11 protein-coding genes are annotated in these 14,068 nt (G+C 72.8%); all 11 read right to left on the bottom strand.

Annotation, left to right across the window (positions count from 1 at the left end; all coding sequences use genetic code 11):
- Positions 1-318: 318 nt before the first annotated feature.
- Complete coding sequence (locus AB0A74_RS27765; protein WP_358253896.1) at positions 319-858, bottom strand: Zeta toxin; 540 nt, start codon at positions 856-858, stop codon at positions 319-321.
- 225 nt (positions 859-1,083) lie between these two features.
- Positions 1,084-3,438 carry a [protein-PII] uridylyltransferase gene (locus AB0A74_RS27770; protein ID WP_358253898.1) on the bottom strand — a complete coding sequence of 785 codons (2,355 nt, stop codon included), beginning with the start codon at positions 3,436-3,438 and terminating at the stop codon, positions 1,084-1,086.
- Between the two features lie 17 nt (positions 3,439-3,455).
- Positions 3,456-3,794 carry a P-II family nitrogen regulator gene (locus tag AB0A74_RS27775; protein ID WP_309113990.1) on the bottom strand — a complete coding sequence of 113 codons (339 nt, stop codon included), beginning with the start codon at positions 3,792-3,794 and terminating at the stop codon, positions 3,456-3,458.
- Complete coding sequence (locus tag AB0A74_RS27780) at positions 3,791-5,134, bottom strand: ammonium transporter (RefSeq protein WP_358253900.1); 1,344 nt, start codon at positions 5,132-5,134, stop codon at positions 3,791-3,793. The genes AB0A74_RS27775 and AB0A74_RS27780 overlap by 4 nt, the downstream gene beginning before the upstream one ends.
- A 559-nt stretch (positions 5,135-5,693) precedes the next feature.
- Entirely contained in the window at positions 5,694-7,259 is a 1,566-nt protein-coding gene (locus tag AB0A74_RS27785; protein ID WP_358253902.1) for an alpha/beta hydrolase, read from the bottom strand.
- 129 nt (positions 7,260-7,388) lie between these two features.
- A complete protein-coding gene (alc, locus tag AB0A74_RS27790) occupies positions 7,389-8,387 on the bottom strand; it encodes an allantoicase (protein ID WP_358253904.1) in 999 nt (332 codons plus the stop codon).
- A complete protein-coding gene (gene allB, locus AB0A74_RS27795; protein ID WP_358253906.1) occupies positions 8,384-9,688 on the bottom strand; it encodes an allantoinase AllB in 1,305 nt (434 codons plus the stop codon). Before allB ends, alc begins: the two co-directional genes overlap by 4 nt.
- Before the next feature lie 5 nt (positions 9,689-9,693).
- Complete coding sequence (locus AB0A74_RS27800) at positions 9,694-10,698, bottom strand: glycerate kinase (protein WP_358253908.1); 1,005 nt, start codon at positions 10,696-10,698, stop codon at positions 9,694-9,696.
- Positions 10,698-12,410 (bottom strand): glyoxylate carboligase, encoded by a 1,713-nt coding sequence (gene gcl / locus AB0A74_RS27805; protein ID WP_358253909.1) that lies wholly within the window; start codon positions 12,408-12,410, stop codon positions 10,698-10,700. The genes AB0A74_RS27800 and gcl overlap by 1 nt, the downstream gene beginning before the upstream one ends.
- Positions 12,410-13,282, bottom strand: a complete 873-nt coding sequence (locus AB0A74_RS27810) for a 2-hydroxy-3-oxopropionate reductase (RefSeq protein WP_358253910.1) — start codon at positions 13,280-13,282, stop codon at positions 12,410-12,412. The genes gcl and AB0A74_RS27810 overlap by 1 nt, the downstream gene beginning before the upstream one ends.
- On the bottom strand, positions 13,279-14,055 hold the full coding sequence (locus AB0A74_RS27815; RefSeq protein ID WP_358253911.1) for a TIM barrel protein: 777 nt from the start codon (positions 14,053-14,055) through the stop codon (positions 13,279-13,281). Before AB0A74_RS27815 ends, AB0A74_RS27810 begins: the two co-directional genes overlap by 4 nt.
- Between the last annotated feature and the right edge of the window lie 13 nt (positions 14,056-14,068).

Raw genomic sequence — 14,068 nt, forward strand, 5'->3', positions numbered from 1 at the left:
CGACGACACGCGCGCGCCCGCCCTCCAGGCGCGCAGCGCCCAGCCCTTCCGGCGCGCGCAGCGCGCCCGCTTTTGGGCTTTTCCGTCCTCCCCGTATGGCCTGCCCGAAGGGCTACCACACTTTCCCGGGGTCGGGCCAAAAGTTTTGCGAGGAACGAGCAAAAGTTTTTCGACCGACCCCGGGAAAGTGTGGTCGGCTCCGCCAGGCCATACGGGGAGGACGGAAAAGCCCCCGCCTGTGCCCTTCCTCCCCGGCGGCCTGCCCGCCGGCGAGGCGCTTTTGATCTTGAAAAGCTTGAGAGCTTGACGCCAAAGCCGTCACGAAGCCACGGCCAACCGAAGGCGGTCACCCCGCGACAGGAGCGTCATCGCCTGCCAACCCCGCGGGGCGTGTCCCTCGGCGAACCGTCGGCGCAACCGATCCGCCCGCCTGACATGCCTGCTGAACGACCGCGACCGGATCAACCGACCCCGGTGGACCTGCCCGGACAACGCCTGTTCGGCGGTCGCGTCGAGCCACAGGAAGTGCCGCGGCCGTGCGCTCACCAGACCGACCGCCACCAGACCGGCACGCGTGGTCGGCCGGGTGGAGGGCTCGTGGACCAGGAGCAGCCCGGACGTGAAGAGGGCGAACCACAGGATGCGCAGCCGGTGCACCAGGTGCACCAACGGCCGGTAGAAGCGGTAGGGGAGGGACGCGGGCAGCACGGCACGCAGGTAGCCGCGGACCTGGTCGGAGTCCAGCACCACGGCCGCCGCGCCGCCGGTGTCGACGTCGGCGAGCATGGTCGTCTTGCCCGCCCCGGGCAGTCCCGCGAGCACGACCAGGGATCGGGGCGCCACGGCGACGACGGTCATCGCTTCCATACTAAAGAGACGTTCCGGACGCCTCCGAGTTCCCGGCAGGACCCGGAGGCGGTCTGTACCCCTCGAACGGACCGCCCCCGGGCCTTTCGCCGGTGACGCTCCTCACCGCCGGTTCCCCGGCGGCCCCCCGCGTCACAGCTTGAAGCCTGCCGTGGCGGGAGGGGCCGGGGCAGCGTGAGCACCCCCGATCGGTTGTGCGTAGACCTACGCATCCCCTCAGCGGGCGGCTACCAGGACGGCGCGTTCGATCTTCTTGCGCAGAGCCGCGTCCAGGACCCCGGAAGTGGTGATGGCGAAGGAATCCACGACCGTCGAGCCCAATGTGGACACCCGGGCCCACACGACGTCCACACCGGACTGCTCCAGCGCGTCGGCCACGTGGTGCAGCAGCCCGATCCGGTCCGCCGCGCGCAGCTCCATGACCACCGAACCCGAGGCCTCGTCGTCGAACCACAGCACCTTCGGCGGGGGCGGGTCCTGCGGCGGGCCGCCGTAGTCGCGTTCCTTGGCGGCCAGCTTGTCCGCCAACGGCAGCGACCCGTCCACCGCGCGCGTCAACTGCTCGCGCAACAGGGTCACGTCGGGCAGCGACCCGAACCTCGGGGACACGGTGAACACGTCCACCGCCGCCCCTTCATGCGAGCCGAGGACCGCCGAGTGGACCTCCAACGAGTTCAACGCCAGCACGCCCGCCGCCCGCGACAGCAGACCCGGCCGGTCCGGGGCCACCACGGTGACGGTCGCCGCGTGGTCGCCCGGGTCGATCAGGACGTCCGGCTTCCCGGACGCCAGCACGGCCGCCGCCAGGTCCTGTTGCCGCTGGTCCAACGGCTCCGGCTTGGGCAGCGGGTCGCCCGCCATCGCCGCCCGGCAGCGCGCCACCAGGTCGCCGACCAGGGACGCCTTCCAGTCCGACCACACGCCCGGACCGGTCGCGATGGCGTCGGACTCGGCCAGCGCGTACAGCAGTTCCAGCAGCACCGGGTCGCCGCCGAGGGTGTCCACGACGCGGCGCACGGTCGCCTCGTCCTCGACGTCGCGCCGGGTCGCGGTGTGCGGCAGCAGCAGGTGGTGGCGGACCAGCGCGGTGAGCGTGGCGACGTCCTGCGGCCACAGGCCCAGCCGTTCGGCGACCTGGGTGGTCAGGGCCGCGCCCACCTCGGAGTGGTCTTGCTGCCTGCCCTTGCCGATGTCGTGCAGCAGCGCGCCGAGCAGCAGCAGGTCCGGGCGGGACACCGTGGTGACCAGGCGGGCGGCGTGCGCGGTCGTCTGCACCAGGTGCCGGTCCACGGTCCAGACGTGCGCGGCGTCGCGCGGCGGCAGGTCGCGCACCGCGCCCCACTCCGGGAAGAGCCGGCCCCACAGCCCGGTCCGGTCCAGGGCCTCGACCACGTCGATCAGGCCCGTTCCGCTGCCCAGCAGCGCCAGCAGCTCCTCGCGGGCCTCGCGTGGCCACGGCTGGCGCAGTTCGGGCGCGGAGTCGGCGAGCTTGGCCAGCGTTCCCGCCGCGATCGGGTGCTTGCTGCGGGCGGCGGCGGTGGCCACGCGCAGCAGCAGCGCCGGGTCCCGGCTGGGCACCGCGTCACGGGCGAGCGCGACCTCGGTGCCGTGCAGCACCACGCCTTCGTCCAACGGGCGGCGCGCGGGCTGGCGGCGCAGCGGAGAGCGGGCGAACACGCCCAAGCCCCGCTTCGGCACGGCCGCGCGAGCCGTGCGCATGGCCACGTCCACCGCGTACACGATCGTGCGGGCGGCCGACGACATCGCGCGCGCCAACTGGAACCGGTCGGCCAGGCCCAGTGCCGCCGCGACCTCGTCACCGTCCTGCGCGCGCAGCACGTCCCGCGGCTTGCGGGCCACCCGGCGCAGCTCGGTGCGCACGTCCAGCAGCAGCTTGCGGGCCTCGTTCACCTCGGCCGACGGCCGGTCGGTCAACTGCGCGGCCGACAACGCGTCCAGCAGCGTCACGTCCCGCAGCCCGCCCCGGCCGTGCTTGAGGTCCGGCTCCACGCGGTGCGCGATCTCGCCGCTGCGCGCCCACCGGCGTTGCGCCGACTCGGCCATCTCGTCCAGCCGGGTCCGCACGCCCGACCGCCACGCCTGGCGCGCGCTGTCCGCGAGCCGGGTGCTGATCTCGGTGTCCCCGGCGATGTGCCGGATGTCCAACAACCCCAACGCGGTGCGCAGGTCCCCGGCGGCGACGCGCAGCGCCTCGCCGACCGTGCGCACCGAGTGGTCCAGCCCGATCCCCGAGTTCCACAACGGGTACCAGAGCTTCTCCGCGACCTCGTCCACACCCTTGTGCCCGTTGTGCACCAGGAGAAGGTCGAGGTCGGAGTACGGCACCAGCTCGCGCCGGCCCAGTCCCCCCACGGCGACCAGGGCCAGCCCGCTGCCCGGTCCACCCACCCCAGCCTGCGAGGCGTGGGCGGTGAGCCAGAACTCGTGCAGGTCCACCAGCGCCTCGCGCAACGACTCCCCCGTCAGACGGCGCCGACCTGGCGCGAGCAGGCGGTCCCTCGCTCGCACCAGGTCGTCAGCCGTGACGACGGCCGCCTCGGCGTTGTCCATACGGCCGTCCCCCATCTCTACAGCGCGTCGGTGCCGCGCTCCCCGGTCCGGACCCGGATGACCGTGTCGACCGGGGTCACCCAGACCTTCCCGTCGCCGATCTTGCCGGTGCGGGCGGCCTCGACCACCGCGTCCAGCACCTTGTCCACGGCGGCGTCGTCGATGAGCACCTCGACGCGCAGCTTGGGCACGAAGTCCACGGCGTACTCGGCGCCCCGGTAGACCTCGGTGTGGCCCTTCTGGCGGCCGTAGCCCTGGACCTCGCTGACGGTCATGCCCAGCACGCCCAGCTGCTCCAGCGACGCCTTCACGTCGTCCAGGGTGAACGGCTTGATGATGGCGGTGACCAGCTTCATGACTTGGTGCTCCCCTCAAGGACCGCGGTGGCGCCGGCGGCGACACTCGGCTTGGTGTTGCCACGCGAACCGAGGCCGCTGCCGAACTCGTACGCGGTCTCCGCGTGCTCGGCCTCGTCGATGCCGCCCACCTCGGCCTCCTCGTCGGCGCGGAAGCCGACGACCAGCTTCACCAGGTAGCCCAGGACCAGGCTCAGGACGAAGGAGTACGCGAGCACGGCCAGCGCGCCCACCGCCTGCCGCCACAACTGGTCCACGCCGCCACCGTAGAAGAGGCCGTTGACGCCCGCCGGGGCCGCGGAGCTGGCGAAGAAGCCGATCAGGATGGTGCCGGACAGGCCGCCGACCAGGTGGACGCCGACCACGTCGAGCGAGTCGTCGAAGCCGAAGCGGTACTTCAGGCTGACCGCCAGGGCGCACAGCGCGCCGGTGATCGCGCCGATCGCGATGGCGCCCAGCGGGGTCACGGCGGAGCAGGCCGGGGTGATCGCGACCAGGCCGGCGACGATGCCCGAGGCCGCGCCCAGCGTGGTGGCGTTGCCGTCGCGGACGCGCTCGACCACGAGCCAGCCGAGCATGGCGGCGGACGTGGCGACCAGGGTGTTGACGAAGGTGACGCCGGCGGTGGTGTTCGCGGCGAGCGCGGAGCCCGCGTTGAAGCCGAACCAGCCGAACCACAGCAGGCCGGCGCCGAGGACGACCAGCGGCAGGCTGTGCGGCTTCATGCGGTCCTTGGGCCAGCCGACGCGCTTGCCCAGCACGATCGCCAGGGCGAGACCCGCCGCACCGGCGTTGATGTGGACGGCCGTGCCGCCCGCGAAGTCGATCGCGAGGAGCTTGTTGGCGATCCAGCCGCCGGGGTCGATGACGTTGCCGTCGGCGTCCTTGCCGTCGAAGTCGAACACCCAGTGCGCGACCGGGAAGTAGACGACCAGCGCCCACAGGCCGGCGAACAGCAGCCACGGACCGAACCGGGCGCGGTCCGCGATCGCGCCCGAGATCAGGGCGACGGTGATGATCGCGAACATCGCCTGGAAGGCGACGAAGACGGTGGCCGGCACGGTGCCCGAGAGGGCCTCCTTGCCCAGCAGGCCGTCCAGGCCGAAGAACTCGAACGGCTTGCCCAGCAGCCCGGCCCCGACATCGGTGCCGAACGCGGTGGAATAGCCGACCAACACCCAGAGCACACCGACCACGCCGATCGCGCCCAGGCTCATCATCATCATGTTGAGCACACTCTTGGACCGGACCATGCCCCCGTAGAAGAAGGCAAGTCCGGGGGTCATCAGCAGCACCAGTGCGGAGCTGGTGAGCAACCAGGCGGTGTCCCCTGTATCCACGTCGACCTCCACTGCACGTCGGTTGCGGAGGAGCATCGGGATGTCCTGTTTCGCGCGGTCACGTGCCAGGTTTCGCGCGGGTGAACTGTCCGGGGGCTGGTGTTACGGGCACGTTTCACACGCTTGAAGGGACGGTTTTCGGGTGCAACCAGGTCGGGGGGCCGGGCTGTGCGCGGTGACGGACGGTGGGGTGGGCGGTCGCTCTTCGGGTGGCTGGCGCGGGGGCCCGGTGGGGGCGTGGTGACGGACGGTGCGGACTGGGCACAGATCGGCTTCCACCCCCGCACAAGCCCTGCTCGACTCCGCACAAGCCCGCCCGACCCGGCACGCAAGCCCTCGCCTGCCCGCACAAGCCCCGCTCGGCGCGAGCAGGGCGGCGCGGGCAGGGCGGGCGGGGCGGGGCGGGCAGGGCGGGGCTGGGCAAGGCGGCAGTTGGGCGAGGGCTGGGCAGGGGGCGGCTGGGCGAGCGAACGGGCCGCCCCAGGAGGGACGGCCCGTTCGGAGTGCCGGTATAGCGCAGTGCGCGTATCGCGCAGTGCGCGTGTCGCGCGGTGTGCGGTCAGATTCGCCAACCGGGCAGGCCCGGCTTCGGGCCCGCGGGGCGCTGGCCGCCGCCGGTTTCCGCCGTCGTCAGGGACGGCTGCGGTTCGACCGCCGCGCAGCGGGTGCCGTCGCGCGGGGTCTTCAGCTCGATCAGGTACTTGTCCGTCGCCCCCGTCGTGCAGGCGCTCCGGTCGTACACGCCGTGGCCCCAGCCCTCGTACGTCAGCAGGACCGTGGTGTCGCGGCTCTGCCGGTGGGCGTTGACGGCCCACTCGTAGCCCGTCGCCGGGTCGTGCAGGGCGTTCATCATCAGGATCTTCGGCGCGTGCTTGATGCGCAGCCGGTGCTGCGGGTTGTTCACCTTCTCCGGCAGGCCGACGCAGCCGGCGATCGCGTAGTGCCCCAGGGAGGAACCGCGCATGTGCGGGGCCAACTGGTTCGCCCGCGCGACCAGCGCCGCCATCTCGCGGTGGTTCTTCACGCGCATCGCCCAGTCCTGGCAGAACACCGCCGGGAACGGGTTGTTCACCGTCTCCGGCTCGGCCGCGAAGCCCGTCGGCGCGGCGCCGCCGCCCGACAGGGCCAGGAGCCACTCCGCCAGCGGGGCCCAGTCCGGGCCGTAGAACGCGCCGAAGGCGTTGCCGATGATCAGGTCCGCCGGGATCTTGCGGCTCGGGTCGCCCGGCGCGGTGATCTCGCCGCGGTCGGCGCGGGCCAGGAGGTCGTCCCAGAACTTCGCCACGTCACGGCCGTGCAGCGCGCAGGACGGGGTCCGCTCGCACCACTTCACGAACTCGGTGAACGCGTCCTCCGCCGCCACCGCCTCGGTCTCGTTGAACCGCCACGTCCCCAGGCTGTGGTCCATGTTCGAGTCGATGACCATGGCGCGGATGTTGCGGCCGTAGCGCTCGGCGTACTGCTGGCCGATCAACGTCCCGTACGACACGCCGTAGTAGTTGATCTTGCGCTCGCCGAGCGCGCGGCGCAGCGCGTCGATGTCGTTGGTGACCGCGATGGTGTCGGCGTGGTCGTAGATCGGACCGCTGTGCTTGCGGCAGTCGGCGGCCAGCTCGCGGTTGTACCGGGCGAGGGCGTCGAACTCGGCCTGGTCGGCCGGGTAGATCGACACCTGCTTCTCCAGCACCTCCAGCGAGCACTTCACCGGGGCGCTGCGCGCGACGCCGCGCGGGTCGAAGCCGACGATGTCGAAGCGGTCCTGGACGTCCTTGCTGAAGAACCGGTTCGCGAACAGCGCGAAGTCCACGCCGGACCCGCCGGGCCCGCCCGGGTTGATCACCATGGCCCCGATCCGCTTGGCGGGGTCGAGGGCCTTGCGCCGCGCCACGGCGAGGTCGAACTTCTCGCCGCGCGGGTTCGCCCAGTCGATCGGCAGCTTGAGCGTGCCGCACTCCACCTCGGGCAGCTCGGGGCACGGCTTCCAGTCGATCGGCGCGGCGAGCGCCTGGACGTCGGCGTCGAGCGGCGTCGCGTCCGCGGGGTCCGCGGACGCGACCGACGCGGTGCCGGCGACGAGCGCCACCGCCGCGCCGACACCGCCCAACGCTCGGAAGATCGGTCGCACAGGTTCCTCCCTAGTTCCTGTCACCGTTCAGTCACCCTTTGGGGTGACCGCAGGCTTCCAGGGGCGTGAACTGGCGCACAACCGACTGAAGTCGCAGACGGCGTCAGTCCGAAGGCTGACGACCGCGCACTAACGGGTGAGTTCGTCGTACCGGGCGGTGAGCTGGTCGAGGCCTGCGGCGGTGAGGGAGCCGAACAGCCGCATCCGGGCCATGCCGCCGTCCGGGTGGATGTCGAGGCGCGCGTGGGTGGCCTCCGGGCCCTCCACGCGGAAGCGGTGCCGGGTGTCGGGTTGCAGGCGGGTGAGCGGGAGCAGGTCGAACCACTCGTCCGGGTCCTTGCGGGCGTCCCGGCCGCGCACGGACGCCCAGCCCGGCGCGTTGCCCTTGAAGTGGGTGGTGTCCAGTTCCGCCAGGTGCACGACACCGGGCGCGGCGAGGGCGATCTCCACCCACTCGTTGCCCTCTTCACGCCGGCGGGCGGTCTCCCAGCCCTCGCCCATCGAGGCGGCGTCGCCGGGCGAGATCAGGTTGCCGGGCCGGCCGAAGAAGTCGTTGCTGCACCCGGCGACCGCCGCGCCGTTCTCCAGCGCGGCCAGGTCGAGAGCGCCCGGGAGCAGCAACGCCGGGTCGGGTACGGGCGAGCCGTGCACCCGCAGCCGGGCCACACCGCCGTCGGGGTGGATGGTCAGGCGGACGTGCGTGTACCGGCGTTCCACGTCCACGTCGAAGTAGTGCTTGCGGTCGCCGCCGAGGGGCGACTTGGGCACCAGCGGCTCCCACCCGGTCAGCTCGTCCGGGCTCGGGTAACCCGGCGCGTGCGTGCCCTCGACGCTCGCGAACGGCGGGTAGTTGCCCTTGAACCACGCCGTGTCCACCACGACCCCGCGCACCACGCCGGGCATCCCCAGCCGCACCACGGCGCTGTCCGAACCCGGCTCGCGCCGCCGCCGGGTCTCCCACCCGTCGTAGACCTGCCCCTTGTGGCCGAACGTGTGGGGCCGGTACTCGGCCTCCGCCGGGGTGATCAGGTTCTCCCGCTCGGCGAACAGCTCGTCGTTGGCCCACACCACGCTCCCGCCGACCGCGCGGGAAGCCAGGTCGGGCAGCCGGGTCCAGGTGGGTGTCATGCGTCTCCTCTGCTCAGCAGCCGGCCGGTGGGCCGGTCTCCGGTGATCCTGTTGCCCCGCAACCACGTCTGCCGCACGACCCCCGCCAGCGGGCGGCCGTGGTAGGGCGTGACGGGGTTGCGGTGGTGCAGCTTCGCGCGGTCCACGACGAAGGCGTCGTCCGGCGCGAACACGGCGAGGTCGGCGTCGCGACCGGGAGCGATCGCGCCCTTGCGGGTCAGCCCGACCAGGTCGGCCGGGGCGGTGGCCATCCAGCGGACCACGTCGGTGAGGGCGTGGCCGCGCTGCCGGGCCTGCGTCCACACGGCCGGCAGGCCCAGCTGCAGGCTCGCGATCCCGCCCCACGCGGTGGCGAAGTCGCCCTCCTTCAACTCCGGCGTGCACGGCGAGTGGTCGCTGACGACCAGGTCCACCAGCCCGTCCGCGAGGCCCCGCCACAGCAGTTCGCGGTTGGCCGCGTCGCGGATCGGCGGGCAGCACTTGAAGTGCGTGGCCCGGTCGCCGATCTCCTCCGCGATGAAGGTCAGGTAGTGCGGGCACGTCTCGGCCGTCACGCGCAGCCCCGAAGCGCGGGCTTCCCGCAGCGCCGGCAACGCCTCCCCGCTGGACAGGTGCAGCACGTGGACGCGGGCGTCGGTCTCCCGGGCCGCCTCCAGGAGGCCGCTGATCGCCTGCCCCTCGGCGTGGTGCGGCCGGGACGCCAGGAAGTCGCGGTAGCCGGGACCGGACTCGGTCACGTGGCCCGGGTGCTCGGCGTGCACGATGGTCAACGCGTCCACGGTCCGCAGCTCGCGCAGCGCCGCCCGCAGCTCGTCATCCTCGACGTGCGGGAACTCGTCGACGCCGGAGTGGATGAGGAAGCACTTGAACCCGAACACCCCGGCCTCGTGCAGCGGCACGAGGTCGGCCGCGTTGCCGGGCACGATCCCGCCCCAGAACCCGACGTCCACGTGGGCGTTGCCCTCGGCGGACTTGCGCTTGACCTCCAGCGCCGCCACCGACGTGGTCGGCGGCAGGCTGTTGAGCGGCATGTCCACGATGGTCGTCACGCCGCCGGCCGCCGCCGCGCGGGTCGCGGTCGGGAACCCCTCCCACTCGCTGCGGCCCGGGTCGTTGACGTGGACGTGCGTGTCCACCAGACCGGGCAGCAGCACCTCGTCCTCGGCCAGCTCCACCACCCGGTCGCCGGACAGCTCGTCGGGCCCGGTGACGGCCTCGATCCGCCCGTCCCGGACACCGACGTCGGCCGCCCGCTCGCCCTGCGGCGTGATCACCCTGCTCGCGCGGAACACCAGGTCCATGCGGGTCACTCTCCCAGCCAGTCGGCGGCGATGCGACCGGCCAGCCGCTCCAGCAGCGGCTCCGGCTCGGCCAGGCAGCGGGTCAGGTCGGGCTCCACGTCCAGCAGCGCGTACGCGCCGCGCAGACCCAGCTCGGCGGGGTCGATCGAGGTCCGGCCGGCGACGGCGACCGTGGGCACGGACCCCGCCGCCGACGCCACCCCCGCCGGGGCCTTGCCGTGGCGGGTCTGGGCGTCCAGCGACCCCTCGCCGGTGACCACCAGCCGGGCGCCGGCGACCGCTTCGGCGAACCCCACCAGCTCCAGCACCACCTCGATGCCGGGCCGCCGGGACGCGCCCAGCGCGGCCAGCGCGGCGAACCCGATGCCGCCGGCCGCGCCCGCGCCCGGCACGTCGGCGTACTCCGGCCCGACCTCCTCGGCGAACCGCGCCAACCGCTCCTCCAGCACCTCGACCTGCTCGGGGGTGGCGCCCTTCTGCGGCCCGTACACCGCCGCCGCCCCGGACGGCCCGAGCAGCGGGTTGTCCACATCGCTGGCCAGCACCACTTCCACGTCGGCGAAGTCACGGTCGCCGATGGCTTCGAGCATCCCGCGACCGCCGTCGGTGCACGCGCTGCCGCCGACCCCGAGCACGATCCGCCGGGCGCCCGAGTCCACCGCGCTGACCAGCAACTCGCCCACGCCCCGGCTGGTGGCGGTGAGCGGGGCCGGCTCGTCCAGCAGCGCCAGCCCCGCCGCCGAGGCCACCTCGACCACGGCGGTCGCTCCGCGCACGGCGAAGCTCGCCGCCACCGGCTTGCCCACCGGGCCGGTCACCCACCGACCGACCCGCAGGAAGCCGGCGGCGACGGCGGCGTCGACCGTGCCGTCACCGCCGTCGGCCACCGGCAGGCTGCGCACCGCCAGGCCCGGGACCGCCTCCCGCAGGCCGCGCTCGACCGCGGCGGCGACCCGCGGGGCGGACAGCGTTCCCTTGAACTTGTCGGGCGCGACGACGACGTGACCCATCAGGGCAGCGGCTCGTACTCGCGCATCGCCGCGATGGACGTGCCGTTGGCGGTGTTGCCCTCGCGCTCGATCATGATCTCGACCAGGACCGGCCGGCTGGTGCGCTCGGCCTCCTTGCGCGCCCACTCCAGCGACTCCCGGATGCGGCCCGGTTCGGTGACCCGCGTGCCGGAGCACCCGTAGGCCTCCATGATCTTGACGTTGTCCGAGCCGTTGGTGTCGTAGTGGATGTCCACCTCGTACTCCATGTCGTATCCGCCGTGGTCCTCGGCCATGCGGATCAGGCCCAGGTACTCGTTGTTCAACATGATCAGCACGAACGGGACGTCGTACTGCGCGCCCACGGCCAACTCCTCGACCAGGAACTGGAACGAGTAGTCGCCGACGATGCCGACCACCTCGGCGTCCGGCTCGGAGTTCTTGAGCGCCTTCTTCACGCCGATGGCCGCCGGGATCTCCCAGCCGAGCGGACCGGCCTGGCCGCACACCTGGTAGTGCCGCGGCTTGTGCGCCTTCTGGTGCTGGCCCGACCAGATCTGGTACAGCCCGATGGCGGTGACGAAGTACGTGTCCGGCCCGTAGAACTCGTTGATCTCCTTGAAGACCCGGGGAGCCTTGACGGGGACGGTGTCGAAGTCCTCGCGCCGCAACAGGGTCCGCTTCAGCTCCGCGCACCGCTCGGTCCAGGCGTTCGGGGATGCCGCCGCCCGTTCACGCGCAAGCTCCAACAACGCCTGCAGGAACAGCTTCACGTCCGCCACGACACCCAGGTCCGGCCCGAACACCTTGCCGATCTGGGTCGGCTCGACGTCCACGTGGATGAACTTGCGCTCGCCCCGGTAGGTGGCCAGGTCGCCGGTGTGCCGGTCGCCGAACCGCGCGCCCAGCGCCAGCACCAGGTCGGACTCCAGGAAGGAGGCGTTGCCGTAGCGCTGGGAGGTCTGGATGCCGGTCATGCCCGCGTACAGCGGGTGGTCCTCGTCGATCGCGCCCTTGCCCATCAGCGTGGCCTGGACCGGGACCTGGAGGTGCTCGGCCAGGGCCCGCAGCTCCTCCCCCGCCTCGGCGAGGATCACGCCGCCGCCCGCGAGCAGCAGCGGGCGTTCGGCGGCCAGCAGCATCTCCAGCGCCCGCTCGACCCGCGCGGGGTGCGGCTCGGGCCTGGCGACCGGCAGCGGGGCGTCGATGGCCGCGTCCCACTCGATCTCCTGCTTCTGTACGTCGATCGGCAGGTCGATGAGGACCGGGCCGGGCCGGCCGGAGCGGGCGGTCCGGAAGGCCTCGCGGAAGATCCACGGCGCCTGCGCGGCCTCCTTGACCTGCACCGCCCACTTGGTGACCGGTGCGGCGATGGCCACGATGTCCACCGCCTGGAAGGCCTCCTGGTGCAGCTTGGAAGTCGCCGCCTGGCCGGTGATGCACAGGATCGGCACGGAGTCGGCCTGCGCGGTGTAGAGGCCGGTGATCATGTTGGTGCCGGCCGGGCCGGAGGTGCCGATCGCGACGCCGACGTTGCCGGTGGTGCGGGACCACCCGTCGGCCATGTGCGTGGCCCCCTCCTCGTGGCGGACGATCAGGTGCTCGATCGTGCCGTCGGTCTCCAGCGCCTTGTAGAGCGGGAGGATGGCCGCGCCGGGGCAGCCGAACACGGTGTCGATCCCCTCGGACTTGAGGACGTCGACGACCGCCTGCATGACGGGAACCCTGGCCATCAGGCCCTCCCTGCGAAGTTCTCGATGACCTTGAGCAGCGCCGAGTGGTCCAGGGAGCCGTACCCCTGGGCGCGCGCGGACGCGATGAGCTGGGCGATGAGGCCCGTGACGGGCAGCGCGACGTCGACCTGGCGGGCGGCGGCCAGCGCGATGCCCATGTCCTTGTGGTGCAGGTCGATCCGGAAGCCCGGCTGGAACTCGCGGGCGACCATGCTCTCCCGCTTGAGGTCCAGGACGCGGTTGGCGGCCAGGCCGCCGGCGAGCACGTCCAAGCCGGCCTTGGCGTCCACACCGGACGCCTCCAGCAGCACGATGGCCTCCGCGACCAGCGCGTAGATGCCGCCGACCATGAGCTGGTTGGCCGCCTTCACGACCTGGCCCGCGCCGTGCGGACCCACGTGCACGACGGTCTTGCCCAGCACCTCGAAGATCGGCCGGGCCGCCGCGAAGTCGGCCTCGTCGCCGCCGACCATGATCGACAACGTGGCCTGCTTGGCGCCCGCCTCGCCGCCGGACACCGGGGCGTCGAGCACCCGCACGCCCTTGCCCCCGGCCGCTTCGGCGATCGCGAGGGAGGTCTCGGGGCGGATCGTGCTCATGTCGATCAGGAGCGTGCCTTCGGCGACCACGTCCAGCACGGTGCCCAGGACGACCTCTTCCACCTGCGGGTGGTTGGGCAGCATGGTGATGACGACCTCGGCGTCCCGGGCCGCGTCGGCCGCGTTCGAGACCGCCGTGCCGCCCGCCGCGGTCAGCCTGGCCAGGGCGTCGGCGTCGAGGTCGAAGCCCGTGACGTCGTGGCCGGCGGCGGCGAGGTGGGCGGCCATGGGCGTGCCCATGATCCCCAGCCCGATGAATCCGATCCTGCTCATGCGTTGTCCTTAGGTCCGAAGAGCCAGTCGAAGTCGGGGACGCCGGCGCGGGAGCGGGTGGCCTTGTACTCCAGGCCGACGAAGCCGCGGTAGCCGCCGGCGTCGAGCTTCGCGAGCAGCCCGTCGAGGTCGAGGTCCCCGGTGCCGGGCTCGCCCCGGCCGGGCGCGTCGGCGATCTGCACGTGCCCGATGCGGTCGACGTGCGCGGTGAGCGCGTCGAGGTCGTCCCCGTTGACGGCCAGGTGGTAGAGGTCGGCGAGCAGGGCGAGGTTGTCGCGGCCCGCCGCGTCGAGCACGGCCAGCGCGTCCGCCGCGGTGCGCAGCGGGTAGTCCGGCGCGGCCGAGAGGGGTTCGAGGACCACCGTCCCGCCGATCCCGGCGGCGACGTCGGCGGCGTGGCGGAGGTTCTCCAGGGCCGCCGGGGTGGTCGGGAAGCAGCCGTGCAGCGCGTTGAGGGTGCGGCAGCCGAGGCGGTCGGCGAGGCCCACCGCGATCTCCACGTTCGCCCGGAACTCCGCCTCGCGGCCGGGCCACGCCACCAGGCCCCGGTCGCCGGCGGGCAGGTCGCCCGCGAAGAAGTTCAGGCCGACCAGGCGTACGCCCGCGTCCCGGACCGCCGCCTCGAACGCGTCGAGTTCGCCCGTCGGGGGCACGGCCTCGGCGAACGGCCACCAGAACTCGACCGCGTCGAACCCGGCCGCCTTGGCGGCGGCGGGCCGCTCCAGCACCGGCAGCTCGGTGAACAGGATCGACAGGTTGACGTCGTACCGCATCTCTCGGCTTCCT

Source organism: Saccharothrix sp. NPDC042600, from assembly GCF_040647305.1.
Taxonomy (GTDB): Bacteria; Actinomycetota; Actinomycetes; order Mycobacteriales; family Pseudonocardiaceae; genus Actinosynnema; species Actinosynnema mutabilis.

Bases quoted from the DNA above. Each gene is read 5' to 3' on its own strand.
- AB0A74_RS27765 (WP_358253896.1), bottom strand. From the start codon at position 858: ATGACCGTCGTCGCCGTGGCGCCCCGATCCCTGGTCGTGCTCGCGGGA.
- AB0A74_RS27770 (WP_358253898.1), bottom strand. From the start codon at position 3,438: ATGGACAACGCCGAGGCGGCCGTCGTCACGGCTGACGACCTGGTGCGA.
- AB0A74_RS27775 (WP_309113990.1), bottom strand. From the start codon at position 3,794: ATGAAGCTGGTCACCGCCATCATCAAGCCGTTCACCCTGGACGACGTG.
- alc (WP_358253904.1), bottom strand. From the start codon at position 8,387: ATGACACCCACCTGGACCCGGCTGCCCGACCTGGCTTCCCGCGCGGTC.
- allB (WP_358253906.1), bottom strand. From the start codon at position 9,688: ATGGACCTGGTGTTCCGCGCGAGCAGGGTGATCACGCCGCAGGGCGAG.
- AB0A74_RS27800 (WP_358253908.1), bottom strand. From the start codon at position 10,698: ATGGGTCACGTCGTCGTCGCGCCCGACAAGTTCAAGGGAACGCTGTCC.
- gcl (WP_358253909.1), bottom strand. From the start codon at position 12,410: ATGGCCAGGGTTCCCGTCATGCAGGCGGTCGTCGACGTCCTCAAGTCC.
- AB0A74_RS27810 (WP_358253910.1), bottom strand. From the start codon at position 13,282: ATGAGCAGGATCGGATTCATCGGGCTGGGGATCATGGGCACGCCCATG.
- AB0A74_RS27815 (WP_358253911.1), bottom strand. From the start codon at position 14,055: ATGCGGTACGACGTCAACCTGTCGATCCTGTTCACCGAGCTGCCGGTG.